Here is a 19,571-nt window from a genome sequence, read left to right as displayed (position 1 = left end):
TAAAGTATGTTTTCATTTCTAATTAGAGGTATATATCCTAATTTTCCCAATTATTATTTTTTCATAAGTTAGTTAACACTATCTTTATTTTAATAAAAACATTGACATTGACATAAAATATGTGATATAATAAAATTGATTTATAAAGTTTATATGATATGCTTATAATTTTATCCAAATCTAATTATATACAAAAATCATATTTAAGTAAAGCTTATGTGTGATTTTATTTTATGTTAATATTATAATTGTAATTATTTAGTGGCAACACAATATATATAAAGAGATAGAGGGCAATTAGATGCCTTTTTTTTTATTTCAGTGACAAAAATTAATGCAAGGAGGAACAAAATGTTACCAATAGAAAGGTTAGAAATAATAAAGCAGACAGCCTTAAGCGAAAAAAAACTATATGTTTCAAAGCTAAGTGAAAAATTTGATGTAACAGAAGAAACAATAAGGCGAGACTTAGAAAAACTAGAGCAACAAGGTTTAGTTACTAGGAGCTATGGTGGGGCAATATTAAATGCTCAAATAACAAATGAGGATATGCCTTTTTATAAAAGATCAAAGAATAATATGGAAGAAAAAGTATACATAGCCTCAAAAGCAATAGAATTTATCAAAGAAGATAGTACGATAATGGCAGATTGTAGTTCAACTGTACTTGAGATTTTGAAGTTAATTAGAGATAGAAGTGATGTAACGGTTATAACAAACTCAGTTGAGGTTCTTAGTGAACTTAACCAATCAGAACTAAATATTATATCAACTGGTGGCTCAATAAAACAAAAATCATTATCACTGCAAGGTCCTATAACACAAAGTACTATTAGAAAATATAGTGTAGATTTGGCTTTTGTGAGTTGTAAAGGGATGGATGTTAAAAAAGGAATATTAGATTCAAATGAAGAAGAGGCAGAAATTAAAAATACTATGATAAGGCAAGCTAGTAAGGTGATTTTATTAATTGATCATAGTAAATATGATAAAACTTCTTTTGTAAAACTTTTTGATTATGAAAATATAGATTATATCATTACAGATAGGGCGCCGAGCGAAGAGTGGTTGAAATTATTACATTCTAATAACATCGAAATTATATATTAATAAAAAACTATAAAACATTAAGTTAAAGAGCTATCAAAATTATTTTGGTAGCTCTTAACTTTTGACTTAAGATAATAAGCAAAACAAATAAAAAACAAGAAAAAACAAACAAAAACAACAGAAAACGATTGTATTTATAAAAAAGATGAAGTATAATTTAAGAAGTTAGATGTTGTAAAACATATTAAGAATAACTAAGCACGTAGGATATTAAAATCAAATACTTAATTAAAAGATGAAAGTGGGAGATTAAAATGAATATAGAAAACATGAAATTTATACAAAACTTTAAGAAAATTACGAGTGACGCGTGGCTTAAAGGTTGGCATGAAAGAAACGGTGGAAACATATCATACAGATTAACCGAGGATGAAGTAACGGCAGTTAAAGGATTTATCAATAAAGATGCTGAATACACTCCAATTGGAGTAACTGTGAAAAACCTAGCTAATGAATATTTTTTAGTAACTGGAAGCGGAAAATTTATAAGAAATATGACGATTTCATTAGAAGAAAACGCAGGAATAATTAAAATTGATAAAAAAGGCGAAAATTATAAAATAGTTTGGGGATTAATAAATGGAGCAAGACCAACAAGTGAAGTAACATCACATTTAATGAGTCATTCAATAAAGAAAGAAGAAACAAATGGAGCTTACAGAGTTATAATGCATTCACATACTACAAACGCAATAGCTTTAACATTTGTATTACCTCTTGATGGCAAAGTATTTACTAGGCAGTTGTGGGAAATGGCAACAGAATGTCCTGTAGTATTCCCAGGTGGAATAGGTATAGTTCCTTGGATGGTTCCAGGGGGAGCTGCAATTGCAGAAGAAACAGGTAAATTAATGAAAAAACATGATGTTGTAATTTGGGCACATCATGGAATGTTTTGCGCTGGAGAAACTTTAGATTTAACTTTTGGACTTATGGATACAGTGGAGAAATCAGCTGAAATCTTAGTTAAAGTATTATCTATGGGTGGAAAGAAGCAAACAATAACAGCTCAAAATTTTAGAGATCTAGCAAAAGATTTTAATGTTAATATTTCAGAAGACTATTTAGTTTAACGACATTTTAGAAAAATACTAATCTAATTGTTTGTGTGGATTTTAAACGCTGTATTTAATAAAAAACTTTAGAAGAAATGTAAGTTACCTTCTGAAGTCGTTGTATTATAGCGACGCAGGTGATGAGCTGATAATGTATTAAAAAATATATTCTAAAAGGAGATTGATTATTATGGTAAACAGAATGGTTTTAAATGAGACAAGCTACATAGGAGCAGGAGCAATTGGAAATATTGCTGCAGAGGTTAAAACTAGAGGTTTTAAAAAAGCATTAGTGGTAACTGATAAAGATTTAATAAAATTTAATGTAGCTTGCAAGGTAACGGATTTACTTAGGGAAAGTGGTTTAGATTTTGATATTTTTGATGGCGTAAAAGCCAATCCTACTATAAGTGTAGTGAAAAGTGGTATAGCAAAGTTTAAAGAAACTGGTGCTGATTACTTAGTGGCTATAGGTGGAGGCTCATCTATTGATACTGCAAAAGCTATAGGAATTATTATAAACAATCCTGAATTTTCAGAGGTAAGAGGTCTTGAAGGTGCAGCTGTAACTAAAAATAAATCAGTGCCTATTATTGCAATACCAACAACAGCTGGAACTGCAGCAGAAGTAACTATTAACTATGTAATCACTGATGAAGAAAGAAAACGTAAATTTGTATGTGTAGATCCACATGATATTCCAGTTATAGCAGTTGTTGATGCGCAGATGATGTCATCAATGCCAAAGGGATTAACAGCTGCTACTGGTATGGATGCTTTAACTCATGCAATTGAAGGATATATTACAAAAGGTGCTTGGGAATTAACAGATACTCTACATTTAAAGGCTATTGAAATAATTTCACGATCACTTAGAAGTGCAGTAGCAAATGAACCAAAGGGAAGAGAAGATATGGCACTTGGCCAATACGTTGCAGGTATGGGATTTAGTAATGTAGGACTTGGGCTTGTTCATGGAATGGCACATCCACTTGGCGCTTTTTATGATACTCCACATGGTATTGCTAATGCAGTAATATTACCTTATGTTATGGAATATAATGCAGGATCGACTGGCGAAAAGTATAGAGAAGTAGCTCGTGCAATGCGAGTTCCAAATGTAGATAATATGTCTCAGGAAGAATATAGAAAGGCAGCTATTGATGCTGTAAAGAAACTTTCACAAGACGTTGGAATTCCAAAGACATTGAAAGAAATTGGAGTTAAGAAGGAAGACTTAGGTGCACTTGCTGAGTCAGCTATGGCAGACGCATGTACTCCTGGTAATCCAAGAGATACTAGTGTTAAAGAAATATTTGAAGTATATAAATCTATTTTTTAATAAATAATGTATATTTAAAGTGAAAAAAATGGTTTACCCTAAGGTAAACTGTTTTTTTTGTATATGTTGGAAACAAAATAAATTAAGCAATAGTAAATATAAATGGATTAAAGTATACAAAATATTCAATTTAATTGGATAAAAAAATTGAAATGTTGGAATAGTAATGGTATTGTAATAATATACTATGACAGATTAAAAATAAAATCCTAAAGATATGAATGAATAAGAAAGTTCAATAAATTAAAATGGAGGTGTAAAATGACAGATCTAAAAAACAAATTTGATAGTGCAAAGGATAAGATTTTGGGGAAAACCAAGGAGAATGTTGGAAAGGCTACTGGCAGTGAAGAGACAGAACTTAAGGGGAAGGCTCAGTCACAAACAGGAGAGTTTAAAGAAAAATTTGGTGAATTTAAAGAGAAGATAGCAAAAAAAATCAATGATACATTAGATAAGAATGAAGAAAATAAATAGAGGTATTTTAGAAAAATTTAGTTTGGATAAAGAAAATTAAGGAAAAAACTTCGGATAATATAACCGAAGTTTTTTGTTTATTTGAATATATTGGTTGAGTTTGCTACATACCTGGCATGCCAGGCATCTTATTAATTATTTCAGGATTTACCATACCAAAAATCATAGCAATATGTGCTACAACTAAAAAACCACTTATAAGAAGAAAATGAATTTTCATTTTCTCTTCTAAAGTTTTTTTCTTAAAAATAATACCAAGCTCCATTAGTGCAATTGGTAAGAGGAAAATAACACCGCTTAGATAAAAACCAACAGCGACAACATCCACCCAGATATGCCAACCAGCACTTAGTGTAAGAGGGATAGCGGCGGTTATAACTAAGTATATAAAAATCCCTGTAAAGTAGAATCCATCAAATATACCAACAATTTTATTAAATGTTCTAATGCCACCGTGCTTAATTTTATTGAAAATAATAAAAAATTCACTAATTGTCAATGCCTCTGCCATAATAACTGGTAATGCCATAAAAATAATCAAATTCCAAGGCTGGTTGTTTGTTAATAATGCCATATAATGTGTCATATTCAATATAATCATCCTTCTTTCATCTATATTTTTTTAAGTCTATAATAATAATAAGTTGTGTAGATTTTATGAAGATTTACTGGTTTAAGATAATTATTAATGACAATATTATATTTTGTAATAATAAATCAATTAGATTTAAGCAACCTCTTTTTCCTTGTTTTTAGGAATCCAGAATTTTTCAATCTCCTCTAATGATTTGTTTTTGGTTTCGGGAACTGACGTTGTAACGAATATAAAGCAAAGAACATTTAATCCGCAAAATATCCAAAAGGTAAATGCACCACCAATACTACTAAGCAGCATTGGAGTAAATTGTCCGATTGCCCAGTTAGCACCCCATAGGAACATAGTTGCGATGCCTGTTGCTCTTGCTCTTAAATAATTAGGAAATATTTCGGTAATCATAATCCAAGGAATTGGACCCATTGAAATACAAAATGATGCTACAAAACCGAGAATTAAGAATAAAATAACCATACCATTTGAGTAATGCGTATAGAAGGCGAGGCCTATGAATAACATAAAGATAGCCATTAATGCAGAGCCGATAGACATTAACTTCTTACGCCCAATTTTATCTATTAAGAACATAGCGAGGATTGTAGCTAAAACGTCTACAACACCTACAACGCTTGTAGCGAGAAAACTTGAATTAGTTTTAAAACCTATCATTTCAAAAATTTTAGGGCCATAATATGTAATTGAATTCATACCAACTGCTTGATTAAAGATGGCAAGGAAAATTCCAATTACTAAAGCTTTACGAAGTCCTGGTTTGAAAAGTTGTTTAAGTGACGAACTTTTTTCAACTATTAATGAATTGGAAATGGAATTAAATTCTTGTTTTCCAATTACAGGCCCATTAATTTTATTAAGTACAGCAGCAGCCTGATCTAATTTTCCTGCTTTTACTAAATAACGTGGACTTTCTGGAACGAAAAATAATGTTAGTAAGAATACAAAAGATGGGAATATACCACAAGCAAGCATCCAGCGCCATCCAGTTGTTGTAAGCCAAGCATCACTACCCATATTTACAATCCATAGGTTCATGAAGTATGTAAGGCACATTCCTGATATTGTGAATAATTGATAGAGGGCAGAAAGTCTACCACGAATTGCAGGTGGTGCACATTCTGTAATATAAGTTACGGATAACGCTGAAGCCATACCAATACCTAGACCTCCAATTATTCGAGCAATAATTAAAGCTTCTACTGAATGTGATAGAGCAGATGCTAGAGCCGATATTCCAAATAAAGCAGCAGCAAACATTAATACTTTTTTTCTGCCGATGAAATCACCTAAAAATCCAGAAATACCAACACCAGCAACACCACCAATCATAATACTTGAAATTACTAGACCTTCCATCATTGGTGTTAAATTATATAGCTTTTGAAGCGAACCAATGGCTCCTCATATGTTATATTTATCATTTTATTATTTTTTATTATCAGTTTTGCAAGCGATTACAAGATTATGATAATATATATACGTACAAATGTCAATAATAATATAACATTTATAGGTACAAATAAACAAAAATAAACCATAAACCACTATAATATCTTAAAATAGCTTGTGGTTTATGGTTTATAGTTATGTTTTATTTTTAATGTGATGTTGTTGAATCTCGAATAACAAGAGTCGGTTGATATAATATAGAATCACTGTCGTCAAATTTATTATTATTATTAATTAATTTTATTATTAAATTAGCAGCGTCCTTACCCATTTGTTCTTTTGGATGTGTAATGGTGGTTAGTTTTGGATCCATAATTCTTGAGAGCATCGAATCATCAAAGCCAATAATTGATAGGTCTTCTGGAATTCTTATTTTTAATTTATGTGCAATACTTAATACCATATATGCAATTTCATCATTATAACAAAATATTCCTGTAGGACGATTGTAAGATTTGAGCAGAAGTTCTATTCTTTGCGGAAGTATTGTTTCTACTTCTTCTGAAAGGTAAGTTAAAATTTGATTTGTCGATGGCGGAATTTCATTTTTTTGACATTCTGTAATAAACCCATTCATTCTATGAATACCTTGGGAATCATCAACTTTAAATATACCTGTTATATTAGTGTGACCTAGAGAAATTAAGTGCTTAGTTGCAATCGTGCCACCATTAAAATCATTAACCCGAAGACTGGGTACGTTAATTTCATAATAGGAAGCATTAATCATAATAATAGGAATATTTTTAGATAATATATTATTCAAATATTCTAAATTATGGATCTGATACGCACTTTTTGTTGGTTCTAAAATAAGACCATCGATTTCATGTGCAAGCAAATTCTTTAAATTACTATTTTCAAACATTATATTGTTGCTAGTAGATGATAATAAAAGAGAATAAGATTCTGAATATAGAGTGCTTTCAATCCCTCGAATTATATCTGGAAATATATAATTTGATATATGAGTTGTAAGAACCCCTATATTTTTATTCTTTTTTAAATGAATGCTGCTTTGTTTCCAATCAGAAAGATATATGCCGCTACCTTGTATTCTATATACATATTGCTGAACATTTAAATCGCTGATAGCTCTTCTTATTGTATGTCTGCTTACATTAAAGAGAGACATTAATTCGGATTCAGTTGGTAGTTTATCATTTGGTTTGTATTTTTCAGTCATTGCCCAATCAATAATTTTATCTATTACTTCTTCATATTTGTGTTTCATATATATCTCCTATAATAATTTATTTCATAAAGTATTATAGCAGATGATAGTGCCATTCACAATGATATTTTAAATTAGTACGTATAAATAATTAATGGGTATTGACATTAGTACGAATAAATACTATAATTTGTATTGAAAGCGATTACTAAAAGGGAGGTCAATAAAATGACAACAAAATATACAGTTGGAGTTGACTACGGAACTTTGTCTTCAAGGGCAGTGGTTGTAAACTTAGATAATGGAAAAGTTGTATCATCTGCAGTAAAAAATTACCCAAGTGCGGTAATTGATGAAACCTTACCGGGAACTACAATTAAATTAGGTAACAATTGGGCGCTTCAAGATCCAAATGATTATTATGAATGTTTTATAGCAACAGTTAAAGAGGCAGTTAACGCGGCAACGAAAACAATTTCAAAGGATGATATTATAGGTGTAGCTATTGATTTTACATCATGCACTGTACTTCCTGTAAAGAATGATGGTACTCCTTTGATGAATATAAAAAAGTGGCATGATAACCCACATGCATGGGTTAAACTTTGGAAACATCATGCAGCGCAAGATCAAGCAGATAGATTAAATGAAATAGCCACAAAACGCAGTGAACCATGGCTTAAGTATTATGGTGGTAAAATATCATCAGAATGGTTATTTCCAAAACTTATGCAAATAGTTGAAGAAGCACCTGAGGTATACGCAGCTATGGATGACTTTATGGAAGCAACAGATTGGTTGACTTGGCAGTTAACTGGAAATAAAATAAAGAATGCAACAACAGCAGGTTATAAAGCAATATGGAATGCCGAGACAGGATTTCCAAGCAATGAATTTTTTAAAGAACTAAATCCTCTAATGGAAAATGTAATAGAGGAGAAAATTGGAACTAAGTTTTATCCTGTAGGAACTAAAGCAGGTGGACTTCTTGAAAAGATAGCTAAGGCTACCGGTTTAAATGTAGGAATTGCAGTAGGAGTTGGAAATGTGGATGCTCATGTTTCAGTTGCACCAACTGGAGTTGTAAAACCAAGAACAATGCTTAATATTATGGGTACATCTACATGTGATATCACACTTGGAGAAAAAGAAATACCAGTACCTGGTATGTGTGGTGTAGTTAAAGATGGTGCTGTACCAGGATTTTATGCTTATGAATCTGGTCAGAATGCAGTTGGAGATATTTTTGGATGGTTTGTTGATAACCAGGTTCCAGAAAGGTATTTCAAAGAGGCAGAGAAAAAGGGCTTAAATATTCACCAGTTACTTGAAGCAAAGGCTAATAAGCTAAAAATTGGTGAGAGTGGATTAATAGCATTAGATTGGTGGAATGGGAATCGTTCAATACTAGTAGATACGGATTTAACTGGTCTAGTACTTGGAATGAATATGGATACAAAACCAGAAGAAATATATAGGGCTTTAATCGAAGCTACAGCATTTGGTAAACGTTTGATCATAGATACTTTTGAAGAAAATGGTGTTCCAATTGACACTTTAACGGTTTGTGGTGGGTTACCTCACAGAAATCAAATGTTAAATCAAATTTATGCTGATGTTACTAATAAAGAAATGTTTATATCAGAGCATCATCAAGCACCTGCAATTGGAGCCGCAATGTTTGCAGCCGTTGCTGCTGGCACGGAAGCTTTTGGATATGATACTATACAAGAGGCATCAAAGAAAATGGCAAGACTTAAAGAAAACTCAATAAAACCGATTCCAGAAAATGTAAAGGCTTATGAAGCAATTTATAAAGAGTATGTAAAATTACATGATTACTTTGGTCGTGGTGCAAATGATGTAATGAAACACTTGAAGAAGATTAAGGAATCTGTATCGAAGGAGGGTTAAATTATGTTAGAGGTTTCAATATTTTATATAAGAATAATATTCTAATGCAACTTATTATAATATAGCTGCATTTACTGTAAATTACTTGGAACACATAATCATGCTTACCATTGTTTATTTTGTAAGCATGATTTCTATTATCTTTTTTTCTTTTGATGTCATATAATGTTCTTTTTTTACAGCAATAGATATATAAAAATTTATAGCAGGAACTAAAGATATTGTTTTTATTGATATCATATTTTCTACTGCCATATTAATCATTATCCCTATACCAATTCCAGAAGCTATTAGCGACTTTGCAGTTTGTATTTCAGCTGTATAATAGAAATTCTTCGTTGAAATACCATTCTTTAAACAAAGATCTTTTAATATTTTATTATGAATATATGAATCACCTAAGACTATAAAACGCTCATCTTTAAGCTCATTAAAGTTGATTTTATGTTTATTTGAAAGTAGATGATTATTACTCGTACAAACCATAAATTGGTCTTTTTTTAAAATAGTGGTATTGAGATCATTATTATTAATAGGTGTACTTGAACCTATTAATGCAATATCAACTTCACCAGTGGCTAATAAATCTTTCATCACGGTGGAACCTGTCTCAACCAGTTCAATATATTCCAAAAGACCATTTGCATCTAATTCTTTCATAAATGATGGCAAAAAATAAGCACCTATAATTGGAGGAACACCTAATTTTATTTTTGCACCACCTAATCTTGATATTTCAAGTTTTGCTTCTCTTATTTCATGTAGTGCATTATGTGCTCGTTTCTCAAAAATTTCTCCAGCTTCAGTTAATGAAAGTTGTGCTTTAGAATGATTCCTAATTATAAGTTTTTCTCCTAGTTCTTTTTCCATCTTATTTAGTGACATTGTTATTGAAGGCTGAGAAACAAAAAGCATTTCTGCAGTTTTTGTAAAACTCTTATTTTGACATAAATAATAAAAATATTCTAAATCTCTTATGTTCATATATCACAGCTCCTAGAAAATTGAGATAATGTAAAGTTTTTTACACTATTTTTTAAATTTACCTTTTTAATATCAAAGGAGTCATTGTTTTTTGAATAAAAAACAATAACCCCCTTTTTTTGATTTAATTATGAAGTTATTTCATCTATATTATATAGCTCTATTTCTTGTTTTTCAATTAAATGTTGCTGTATAAATGATGATTTTTTCCCGTGTATAAAATAGTACAAAAAGATAGACAAAAACACAATAGTAGCGAGTGTCATATACATTCCACGAAAACCAACCATAGGTACTATAGTTCCTATTAATAAAGGGCCAACACCTATTCCTGCATCCATCATTATAAAAAAAGTTGAAGTAGCAAGTCCTACTCTATGTTTAGGCGATACTTTTACCGCAATGGCCTGGGTACATGTATAGACAGTTCCATAACCAAGACCTATTAATGCTCCTGCTAACAAAAAACTGAAACCATTACTAGCTTGACTAATTAATCCTAAACCCAAAACAAATAATATTAGTGAAGGATACATTACAGTATTATCCCCTTTACCATCTAGAAGCTCACCAGTAAGTGGTCTTGAAATGAGACAAACTGCAGAGTATACAAGGAAAAAGAAACTCGCGGCTTGTGTTAAGTTAATTTCAAGTGCATATGAATTAATATAAGATAGAATTCCTGAGTAAGCTATACCCATAATAAATGCAACAATTGAAATAGGAATAGCTTTTTTCTCAAAGAAATCATGCAATTTAAATTCTTTCATACCTTCAATCTGCTTCTTTGTTAATTTTGCTTCAGGAATATTTGCAAATAAAATAACAACGATACTGATTAATGAAAAAGCAGTACAAGCAACAAATATTGAATCAAACTTTGCATGTTGAGTAATATAAAGTCCTAAGAAAGGTCCAATTGCCGATGCAAGCGTTATACTTAATGAATAGTAACTTGTTCCTTCTCCACGACGTTCACTAGGCATAATATCCATTATAGCTGTTGCCATTGCTGTAGCTGCAATACCAAAAACTGCTCCATGTACAAAACGAACAACTAATAATAAGTTCAAATTATCTGCTGTAAAATATGATATAGACGCGATTAAAAATAAAATGAGGCCTGTGAGCATTAATTTCCTACGTCCAATTATTTCAATATATTTTCCTACTAGAATACGTGAAAAAAGTGCACCAATGACGAACATGCTAGAAGCAAGTCCAGCTTGGCTTTGCGATGCACTAAATTGTTTAATAGCATAAACAGTAAGTGTAGTCATTAATAAGTAAAAAGTTAGATAAACAAAAAATGTAGTTATCGTAATAATTGTAAAATCTTTAGACCATAGTTTTGTTTTATTCATTTTTTCCTCCAGGTTCATTTTTTATATTGTCTTTTATCTTTAGTAACACTTGAAATGTAGTTTCTAGCTCCTCCTTTGAAATACCTCTCATAGCATGGCAGTCAAATTTCACTGCAATTGCGTAACCTAAAACATATGCTTCTTCTCCTAAATCACTTAGTTTGATTCTTCTTTCCCTCTTATCCTTTCCTGACACTTCCTTAATGAATTCACTCTTGCTTAGACGATATACAGCCCGAGTAACTGAAGATTTTTCTACACTTAAATAAGTAGCAATTTCCACAAGCGTAGAAGGACCAGCTTCTTTTAAAAAGCATATAATTCTCCACTGAGAATGATGAAGGTTATGTACACTACTTTTCTTATTGAAGTCGCTAACAACATTTCTAGAAAGTTTTAAAAGTTGATGAAAAAATTCATAATAATCCGTCAAAAAATTGCCTCCTTTAAAATGATTGCCTATGCAACTATATATTCTTTCTGCTAAAATGTCAATAATTCAATTTATACTTTCTAAAATTATTTTTGAATTTAAGATAGATTTTTAGAGTATAATAGGAAATAGTCTTACTCTATTTTAGATATATGAGAAGATGAAAATTTTCAAATAAACTTTATTGAGGAGAATATATTATGAGTACCACTGATAAAGAATTAAATCGAGGCAAACTACATAGAAGTTTAAAAAATAGACATATTCAGATGATTGCACTTGGAGGTGCTATCGGAACAGGACTTTTCTACGGTTCTGGGACTACTATTAAAATGGCTGGGCCAGCAATTTCACTAGCTTATATTATTGGTGGAATTATCATTTACTTGATAATGCGTGGCCTTGGAGAAATGTCCGTTCATAATCCTGTATCTGGTTCATTTAGTTATTATGCAAATGAATATTGGGGAGAATTCCCAGGATTTTTTGCAGGCTGGAACTACTGGTTTAATTATATAGTTGTCAGCATGGCAGAATTATCGGTAGTCGGCATTTATGTTAATTATTGGTTCCCAAACATAGCAATATGGATTTCAAGTGCTATCTTTTTAGTAGTAATTACATTAATTAATGTTGCCAGCGTTCGCGCATATGGTGAAATTGAATTCTGGTTTACAATTATTAAAGTTGCAGCAATCATTTTAATGATCGTTTTTGGTATATTTATTGTGTTGTTTGGAATAGGAAATCATGGAGTAGCTACAGGCATAAGTAATCTTTGGACACATGGCGGATTTATGCCAAATGGAATCTGGGGTGTTCTCACTTCACTAGTAGTTGTTGTATTCTCTTTTGGTGGAGTTGAACTAATAGGCATCACTGCAGGGGAAGCTGATAATCCATCGAAGACTATACCTAAGGCAATAAATCAAGTTGTATATAGAATACTCATATTCTATGTAGGTGCATTATTGATTTTAATGTGTCTCTACCCTTGGAACATGGTAGGAACACAAGGCAGCCCATTCGTTTTGATTTTTTCTAAAATGGGTATATCAAGTGCTGCTACAATCTTAAATTTTGTAGTTTTAACAGCTGCACTTTCAGCTTATAACAGTGGACTATACAGTAATGGACGTATGCTTTACAGTCTTTCGCTTCAGGGTAATGCACCAAAAGTACTATCAAAAGTAAGTAAACGAGGTACTCCATATGTAGGAATACTTGTTTCCTCATTATTTACAGCAATAGCAGTTGTATTAAATTTTTTAATACCCGGTAAGGTATTCTTATATTTAATATCAATTGCAACTATCGCAGGAATACTCAACTGGACAATGATTATGATCACTCAAATTAAATTCAGACATAAAATTGGTCCTGTTGAAGCCCAAAAACTTGAATTTAAGCTTCCCTTCTTCCCTTATTCAAATTATATTTGTATAGCTTTTATGGCTATGATTGTAATACTTATGGCTTTTCTTCCTGATTTTGTGTATGCATTATATTTGTGTCCAGCTTGGGTTATAATATTGTATATTGCTTATAAGTTAAAAAAAGGCTGTAAATCTTTAATTCACTAAAAAAAGAAGGTTAAATAACCTTCTTTTTAACTACATTATTTAGATTTTAACAATTCATCTCCAAACCTTTCTTTCAAATACTCCATTATTAAGGCTTCACTTTTTTCAATTCCCAATTCACCTGTATTTATTGACAAATCATACTTGCATGCATTATACATATCTGTTTCTGTAAACACCTTGTAATATTTTAATCTTTGCTTATCAATTTTTTCATTTAAGTACTCTGCTTCATCTCCTGTTATATTATACGATTCCCTAGTACGTTTTTTACGATAATCCACATCAGCATGCAAAAAAATACTTACGCATCTAGGATGATTGCGAAGAATAGAAGACGCTGCTCTTCCTATTATTACTGCTGATTTTTCTTTCGCAACTTTCATAATAACATTTGACTCTGCTTTATGTGCTTTATAGTCTGTAATTATTTCTACGTCTGAAAAAGATGCTAGGTTACCATGTTCAGAATATGACAATATATTTTTCCATATACCATCTTGCTTCTCATCATATGATTGCATGTCCTCAACAGAAGTCTTCAAGTCTTTTGCTGCTTCTCTCACTATCTCATCATCATAATATGAAAATTTTAGCTTTTCACTTAATCTTTCACCCATTTCTTTTCCACCGCTTCCGCTCTGACGGTCGATTGTTATTATAATATTTGATTTATTCATATTTATCCCCTCCCGTATGTATTATTAAAATACTCTTTTATTTTAGTGTACTTAACCTTTGTTGTAATTCGTTAATTACCTGACACCTCTAGCTAACTATGAATAATTTCCATATATAACCTCGAATCCAGGGTAATTCATTATTTACTCTTTTAGTAAATAATGAATTACTTAATACAAATATAACACAATTGGAATATGCTGTACAATCTTATAAATATAACTGTCACAATCTAATAATTATTTATCTTATTAACAATAATTTAAAACCGGCTACATATTTATCTCAATATGTAGCCGGCCTTTATCGGCATATTAGCTGTACCATAAAGTTATTTTATAAATTAGTATCACTGTTGACTATTATGCTATATAGGTAACAATCGACATTTCTTAATAGGTATTATAATAATAATCAAAGTATGGATCATACGGATAGTAAAGATGATAAAAGGAGTTAAGATAATAAAAGTAATTAATATCTTTATAGTATTTGTTCCCGTAATATCCACCATGTACGTGCCATATCTTATGTCCGTAACCTGGTCCATGATTTGGTCCGGGTCCATGACCTGGTCCGTGACTTCCTCCAGGTCGATATCCTTCTTCATATTCAGAACTTTCACTATTGTATTCACGCATCATTTGCTCAGGTAACATGTAAGCATTTGCACACATTATTGGACAGTACATACAATAATTATATTCTTCCGCCACTATTGGTATCATTGTACTTGGTACTTGTTCATTTATTTCGCTCATATAGAAATCTCCATAAAATTGATTACAATTTATAATATGTAGGAACAATTAAAATGTAACTGGTGATTTTTATAAGAGAAGTGAATTTGCTAAACGTTACGTATTAAAATGAGCTATTTACAGTTTTAATATACGATTTTAAGGTTATTAAATAATATATACTATAAAGCAGAGCATAAGCCAAAATCATAATAATAAGTTCCTTAGTAATATCAAATCCCATCATTTTACCAAGTGGAATTGAAGCAACAAAAGTATTTATTGATGCCACAACCAAGGGTGCTCCAAATAAAATCATAAGTTCCTTTGAAACAGCCTTTGTTATTTCAGATGTGCTAACCCCTATTTTTCTAAGAATTATGAATTTATTTCTATCCTGGGCAGCTTCCATAGACATTTTAAAATATATAATGCTTCCTGTAGCTGTAACAAATAGTACTCCAATGAATAATCCAATGAAGCTCATCATCCCAGTTAACTTTAGGCCATCCATAAAATGATCATAAAATGTTAAAAGCTTATTTTGCGCTGGTATTTCACTTTTTAGATCCTTTATAAAATTTTGTGAAATAAAATCGTTATTAAGTATATATCCCGTTACTTTATAAGTACTTTCTTTAGAAATTGTACCCTTAATCTGAGAATAAACACTGTCCCTTACAATGAACGTCGATTTAGAGTCATCAAGTGCCATGAAGTATGTTATACCAGTACAAGCTATTTTTAGGTTATAGTCTTTATTTGCACTCTCCAATTTAACATCTTTACCAATCACACTTTTATCAGGAACACCTGAAGCTATTTGAAAAAAATAGCAATCTTTATCGTTTTTTAAATTTATTTTTATACCCGACTTTTCATGGCTATTAACTTCATTAAATTTGCTTTCATCTAGAACTAAAAATGTATCGTAAGTGCCAAAGATCGGGTTTTTAGCTTTTACGAGAAGAAACTCCATACTATCCTTATATACAACCGAGATTTCTTTATGATACTTAATTGTATTATTAAAAATTGCATCTGTATTATTACCATTTGCATATTCTACAGAAAATGGTCTCATGTTTCTTGAGTTCACTTCTACTTTATCAAAAAGTCCAAAGCAGAAAATCATGGCACAAAGAGCTATCGTAGTTGTAACTGCTATCACACTTAGTGTACTTACATTCCCTTTGTATCTATAATAAAGCTGTGAAATATATATGAGTTTTGTTCCTTTAAAGAGACCTTTTTCATTCTTTTTATTAATATAAATAATTAAAGAAATAAAACTTGTAAAGAATAATATAGTACCTATAACAACTAATAATACTACTAGAGGAGCTATAGAAAAATTATTAGAGAGCTTTTTAATAGCCATATAATATCCATAACCTAATGAGACTATAGAAATGATCCCTATTATAAAAGTTAAAAATGATACTTTCAATCCTTTTTCAGCTTTCTTTGATGAATTAAAAAGGTCTATAAGGTTATCTCTATATATCAGCATAGAACTATGAATAGTAATTATTATAAACATAACTCCAAATAATATAGAGCAAATTTTTAAAGCTTCAAAACTAATCTGAAAAGTCACAACACCTGTAGCTCTTATCATTACATATAATAACATTATAAAAAATTTATTGAAAATCAATCCTAAAGCAATTCCGCTGCAAAAGGCAAGGGCTATAGTTATAAGATTTTCTATAAAGTTTAATATTGCGGTCTGTTTTTTAGACATACCTAGTAACATATAAGTTGCGAACTCTTTTTTTCTTGACTTTATAATGAAAGAATTAGAATACCATATAAAAAATGCTGAAAAAGCTGCAATCATATATGCGGCTATAACAAATAAACCCATACTGCTTTTTATATCGCCTAATTGAAGTTTTACATCCTTATTATTTATAATAGACATAAAAAGATATAATGCAAAAACACTAAAAGTGGAACTTATAAAAAATGCCCAATAATTTTTAAAGTTTTTCTTTATATTGTTTACAGCCATACTAATTAAGGTCATCTGTATCCCCTCCTATGACTGAAAGAATCTTCAATATATTTTGATAGAAATCCTTCCTTGATTTGTCACCTTTATAAATTTCATTAAATAATTTACCATCTTTAATAAATATAATTCGTTTGCAATAAGATGCTGCAAAAGCATCATGCGTAACCATAATAATTGTAGCTTTGTTTTTATCATTTAAATTTCCAAGGCAATTAAGTAATTCCTTAGAAGATTTAGAATCTAAAGCACCTGTAGGTTCATCAGCAAGTACCATAGAAGGCTGCGTAATCATTGCTCTTGCTGCAGCTGCTCTTTGCTTTTGCCCACCTGATACCTCACACGGATATTTATTTAATATATCATTAATGCCAAGCTTAATGCTTATTTCTAGAAGCTTTGTCTTTATATCCTTATAAGGAACTTTAGATAAAGCTAAGGGTAATACAATATTCTCCTTTAGCGTCATAGTATCAAGTAAATTAAAGTCTTGAAAAATAAATCCTAGCTTTTCTCTTCTAAATTTAGATAAATTGGGCTCCTTTAGCTTGGTTATATCCTCACCATTAATTAAAACACTCCCTGAAGTTGGTTTATCAATAGTTGATATTACATTTAAAAAAGTTGTTTTTCCTGAGCCAGATGGTCCCATTATTGCTACAAATTCACCATTTTCTACTTTCAAATTTATACTATCAAGTGCTGTATATTTTGCCCCTCCAAATTTTGATCCATAAACTTTTTTTAGATTTTCTATTCTCAATACGACCTCCATTATAAATACCCCCATTAATATTAATTACTTTGAATATGTCTTGTAATCTTAGTATACAAAAAAGCAAAATATACAGCCATCGCTTCGACTTACATTTTGCTCCTACACCTTACATTTTTGTAACATCATAATAATCATTCCACTTTAGAAAATGAATAATCACCTTGGTTCCTATGCCATATTCTGATTCTAGGGTAATATAATGGGCAAGCTTTTTAGCAATCTTTTGTGCTAGGTACAGTCCCATTCCACTGGCTTTTAAGTTTTCATTTCTTCCATTAGCCCCTGTAAAAGACTTTTTAAAAATTTTATTTATATCTTCACTTTTAATACCTATTCCAGTATCTTCTACTATTAATAAAACTTCTTTTGTGGCCTCAGATGTTTTAAATATTATGCTTCCACCATTACTAGTATATTTTAATGAGTTTGATAGAAGTTGATCAATTATGAAAATCAGCCACTTTTTATCAGTATCTATTACAAGCGTTTCGGGGACTTTATTTATTAATTTAATATGCTTTTTAATAAATATAATTGAATGTTTTTTAATACTTTCGCTAATTAATTTGTTAATACTCACCTGTGAAAGAATATAATCCTGTGAAAAACTATTACTTCTAGAATAATAAAGTACCTTTTCAACATAATCCTCAATCTTTTCAATTTCTTCCTTTAAAGATTCGCGAGCTTCATTTCCACTTTCAAGCAGTAACTTTGAGGTGGTAATTGGTGTTTTAATTTCATGAACCCAAGCAGTCATAAACTCTGCATTTTCTTTAAAATCTATTTCTGCGGTTTTTGCCATTTTCATGAAATCTTCATAAATCGCCTGAATTATCTGGCCATATATTTCATCTCTATAGTCCATTGGACTTGGCAAAATAGGAGTTTTATCCTCTGAATCCTTTACGAATAAAAGCTTTTTAATATTCTGTGATTGCTCATAATAATCTATGCTCATATAAATTATTAGCATAAAAAATGAAACAAATATAATATAAAATACATTAGAAGTAAGTACACGGTTCCTTCTGTCAAAACATATAGTTAATATAATAAAAGACATGAGAATAAAATAAAATACTAAAAGCCTAAGGTTTTCCTTTAAATATTTAGTAACCCTCATTTAATAACATATCCTTGATTTATAATAGTCTTAATAAAATCTATAAGGCCAATTTCCTTTAGCTTTTTTCTAAGTCTATTTATATTAACTGTTAATGTATTGTCATCGATGAAATTTTCATCTTGCCAAAGCTCTTGCATTATAGCCTCTCTGCTTACTATGTTTTCATGTTTTTTCATTAATATGTATAATATTCTAAATTCATTTTTAGTTAGTTCAATAAATTTTTCACTAAAATATAATGTGTTATCTTTTAGTGATAGCATGGCTCCTTTATACTCAATGGTATCCATACTTGTACCTCCATAAGAATAGGTTCTACGTAAAATTGCATTTATTTTTGCCATAAGTATATCCATAGAAAAAGGTTTTGTAATATAATCATCCGCGCCCATATTCACAGCCATAATAACATCCATATTTGTACTTCTAGAAGATAAAAATATGACTGGCACCTTAGAAACATTTCTAATCTTATTGCACCAATAAAACCCATCAAAAGCAGGCAGATTTACATCCATAAGAACAAGCTGAGGATTTATCCTTGCAAATTCTTCAAATACATTATTGAAGTTATCGATAGCATAGACGTCAAACCCCCATTTACCTAGGGAATCTTTTATTATATCTCTGATTTTCTCTTCATCTTCAATTACTAATATTTTATACATAATATCCTCCCTCGTATAATGTAGTTGTAAGCATTGATAATAATTCAGTCATACTAACCACGA

18 protein-coding genes are annotated in these 19,571 nt (G+C 30.6%); 6 read left to right on the top strand and 12 right to left on the bottom strand.

From position 1 onward, the window contains the following. The first annotated feature begins 351 nt into the window (after nt 1-351). The 4 genes from Q0649_RS11270 to Q0649_RS11255 all read left to right on the top strand — a co-directional run bounded on the left by Q0649_RS11270 (nt 352) and on the right by Q0649_RS11255 (nt 3,984). A complete protein-coding gene (locus tag Q0649_RS11270) occupies nt 352-1,110 on the top strand; it encodes a DeoR/GlpR family DNA-binding transcription regulator (protein WP_298841705.1) in 759 nt (252 codons plus the stop codon). Nucleotides 1,111-1,364: 254 nt separating this feature from the next. Beyond that, nucleotides 1,365-2,183 (top strand): rhamnulose-1-phosphate aldolase, encoded by an 819-nt coding sequence (gene rhaD, locus Q0649_RS11265; protein WP_298841702.1) that lies wholly within the window; start codon nt 1,365-1,367, stop codon nt 2,181-2,183. Between the two features lie 172 nt (nt 2,184-2,355). Further along, a complete protein-coding gene (gene fucO / locus Q0649_RS11260; protein ID WP_298841700.1) occupies nt 2,356-3,507 on the top strand; it encodes a lactaldehyde reductase in 1,152 nt (383 codons plus the stop codon). Nucleotides 3,508-3,768: 261 nt separating this feature from the next. Further along, the gene (locus Q0649_RS11255; RefSeq protein WP_298841697.1) at nt 3,769-3,984 is read left to right on the top strand and encodes a CsbD family protein; all 216 of its coding nucleotides are present in this window, start codon (nt 3,769-3,771) and stop codon (nt 3,982-3,984) included. Between the two features lie 103 nt (nt 3,985-4,087). Here the strand turns inward: Q0649_RS11255 and Q0649_RS11250 are convergent, their stop codons facing one another. From Q0649_RS11250 to Q0649_RS11240, 3 genes are all read right to left on the bottom strand, one after another. Continuing rightward, nucleotides 4,088-4,576, bottom strand: a complete 489-nt coding sequence (locus Q0649_RS11250; protein WP_298841692.1) for a DUF6803 family protein — start codon at nt 4,574-4,576, stop codon at nt 4,088-4,090. 135 nt (nt 4,577-4,711) lie between these two features. Then, nucleotides 4,712-5,989, bottom strand: coding sequence for a sugar porter family MFS transporter (locus Q0649_RS11245; protein ID WP_298841708.1), 1,278 nt, complete (start codon nt 5,987-5,989; stop codon nt 4,712-4,714). Between the two features lie 202 nt (nt 5,990-6,191). After that, nucleotides 6,192-7,277: a GntR family transcriptional regulator gene (locus tag Q0649_RS11240; RefSeq protein WP_298841689.1), complete on the bottom strand. Its 1,086-nt coding sequence runs from the start codon at nt 7,275-7,277 to the stop codon at nt 6,192-6,194. Between the two features lie 168 nt (nt 7,278-7,445). Here Q0649_RS11240 and Q0649_RS11235 point away from each other — a divergent pair, with 168 nt between their 5' ends. Beyond that, the gene (locus tag Q0649_RS11235) at nt 7,446-9,131 is read left to right on the top strand and encodes a ribulokinase (protein WP_298841686.1); all 1,686 of its coding nucleotides are present in this window, start codon (nt 7,446-7,448) and stop codon (nt 9,129-9,131) included. A gap of 114 nt (nt 9,132-9,245) precedes the next feature. On the opposite strand, the gene Q0649_RS11230 is transcribed toward Q0649_RS11235, so the two are convergent. From Q0649_RS11230 to Q0649_RS11220, 3 genes are all read right to left on the bottom strand, one after another. Further along, the gene (locus tag Q0649_RS11230) at nt 9,246-10,115 is read right to left on the bottom strand and encodes a LysR family transcriptional regulator (RefSeq protein WP_298841683.1); all 870 of its coding nucleotides are present in this window, start codon (nt 10,113-10,115) and stop codon (nt 9,246-9,248) included. A 128-nt stretch (nt 10,116-10,243) separates the two neighbouring features. Then, the gene (locus Q0649_RS11225; RefSeq protein ID WP_298841680.1) at nt 10,244-11,479 is read right to left on the bottom strand and encodes an MFS transporter; all 1,236 of its coding nucleotides are present in this window, start codon (nt 11,477-11,479) and stop codon (nt 10,244-10,246) included. Then, nucleotides 11,472-11,912 (bottom strand): MarR family winged helix-turn-helix transcriptional regulator, encoded by a 441-nt coding sequence (locus tag Q0649_RS11220; protein WP_298841677.1) that lies wholly within the window; start codon nt 11,910-11,912, stop codon nt 11,472-11,474. The genes Q0649_RS11225 and Q0649_RS11220 overlap by 8 nt, the downstream gene beginning before the upstream one ends. Nucleotides 11,913-12,112: 200 nt before the next feature. Between Q0649_RS11220 and Q0649_RS11215 the strand changes: the two genes are divergently transcribed. Further along, a complete protein-coding gene (locus Q0649_RS11215; RefSeq protein ID WP_298841674.1) occupies nt 12,113-13,495 on the top strand; it encodes an amino acid permease in 1,383 nt (460 codons plus the stop codon). A gap of 35 nt (nt 13,496-13,530) precedes the next feature. Here the strand turns inward: Q0649_RS11215 and Q0649_RS11210 are convergent, their stop codons facing one another. The 6 genes from Q0649_RS11210 to Q0649_RS11185 form a co-directional block, all read right to left on the bottom strand. Further along, nucleotides 13,531-14,175, bottom strand: coding sequence for an AAA family ATPase (locus Q0649_RS11210; RefSeq protein WP_298841671.1), 645 nt, complete (start codon nt 14,173-14,175; stop codon nt 13,531-13,533). Nucleotides 14,176-14,568: 393 nt separating this feature from the next. After that, entirely contained in the window at nt 14,569-14,937 is a 369-nt protein-coding gene (locus Q0649_RS11205) for a hypothetical protein (protein WP_298841669.1), read from the bottom strand. 103 nt (nt 14,938-15,040) lie between these two features. Next, nucleotides 15,041-16,948, bottom strand: a complete 1,908-nt coding sequence (locus tag Q0649_RS11200; RefSeq protein WP_298841666.1) for an FtsX-like permease family protein — start codon at nt 16,946-16,948, stop codon at nt 15,041-15,043. Next, nucleotides 16,935-17,708: an ABC transporter ATP-binding protein gene (locus Q0649_RS11195; RefSeq protein WP_298841663.1), complete on the bottom strand. Its 774-nt coding sequence runs from the start codon at nt 17,706-17,708 to the stop codon at nt 16,935-16,937. The genes Q0649_RS11200 and Q0649_RS11195 overlap by 14 nt, the downstream gene beginning before the upstream one ends. A 109-nt stretch (nt 17,709-17,817) precedes the next feature. Further along, the gene (locus tag Q0649_RS11190) at nt 17,818-18,687 is read right to left on the bottom strand and encodes a HAMP domain-containing sensor histidine kinase (RefSeq protein WP_298841660.1); all 870 of its coding nucleotides are present in this window, start codon (nt 18,685-18,687) and stop codon (nt 17,818-17,820) included. 146 nt (nt 18,688-18,833) lie between these two features. Next, the gene (locus Q0649_RS11185) at nt 18,834-19,508 is read right to left on the bottom strand and encodes a response regulator transcription factor (RefSeq protein WP_298841658.1); all 675 of its coding nucleotides are present in this window, start codon (nt 19,506-19,508) and stop codon (nt 18,834-18,836) included. Nucleotides 19,509-19,571 lie beyond the last annotated feature (63 nt).

This window comes from uncultured Clostridium sp., assembly GCF_937920395.1.
Lineage (GTDB): Bacteria > Bacillota > Clostridia > Clostridiales > Clostridiaceae > Clostridium_AD.
Note: the sequence above shows the minus strand (reverse complement) of the source record. Positions and strands in the feature narration are given on the sequence as shown.

Bases quoted from the DNA above. Each gene is read 5' to 3' on its own strand.
- Q0649_RS11270 (WP_298841705.1), top strand. From the start codon at position 352: ATGTTACCAATAGAAAGGTTAGAAATAATAAAGCAGACAGCCTTAAGC.
- Q0649_RS11185 (WP_298841658.1), bottom strand. From the start codon at position 19,508: ATGTATAAAATATTAGTAATTGAAGATGAAGAGAAAATCAGAGATATA.
- Q0649_RS11205 (WP_298841669.1), bottom strand. From the start codon at position 14,937: ATGAGCGAAATAAATGAACAAGTACCAAGTACAATGATACCAATAGTG.
- Q0649_RS11200 (WP_298841666.1), bottom strand. From the start codon at position 16,948: ATGACCTTAATTAGTATGGCTGTAAACAATATAAAGAAAAACTTTAAA.
- Q0649_RS11255 (WP_298841697.1), top strand. From the start codon at position 3,769: ATGACAGATCTAAAAAACAAATTTGATAGTGCAAAGGATAAGATTTTG.
- Q0649_RS11210 (WP_298841671.1), bottom strand. From the start codon at position 14,175: ATGAATAAATCAAATATTATAATAACAATCGACCGTCAGAGCGGAAGC.
- Q0649_RS11225 (WP_298841680.1), bottom strand. From the start codon at position 11,479: ATGAATAAAACAAAACTATGGTCTAAAGATTTTACAATTATTACGATA.
- Q0649_RS11240 (WP_298841689.1), bottom strand. From the start codon at position 7,277: ATGAAACACAAATATGAAGAAGTAATAGATAAAATTATTGATTGGGCA.
- Q0649_RS11190 (WP_298841660.1), bottom strand. From the start codon at position 18,687: ATGCTAATAATTTATATGAGCATAGATTATTATGAGCAATCACAGAAT.
- Q0649_RS11235 (WP_298841686.1), top strand. From the start codon at position 7,446: ATGACAACAAAATATACAGTTGGAGTTGACTACGGAACTTTGTCTTCA.
- fucO (WP_298841700.1), top strand. From the start codon at position 2,356: ATGGTAAACAGAATGGTTTTAAATGAGACAAGCTACATAGGAGCAGGA.
- Q0649_RS11195 (WP_298841663.1), bottom strand. From the start codon at position 17,708: ATGGAGGTCGTATTGAGAATAGAAAATCTAAAAAAAGTTTATGGATCA.
- rhaD (WP_298841702.1), top strand. From the start codon at position 1,365: ATGAATATAGAAAACATGAAATTTATACAAAACTTTAAGAAAATTACG.
- Q0649_RS11230 (WP_298841683.1), bottom strand. From the start codon at position 10,115: ATGAACATAAGAGATTTAGAATATTTTTATTATTTATGTCAAAATAAG.
- Q0649_RS11215 (WP_298841674.1), top strand. From the start codon at position 12,113: ATGAGTACCACTGATAAAGAATTAAATCGAGGCAAACTACATAGAAGT.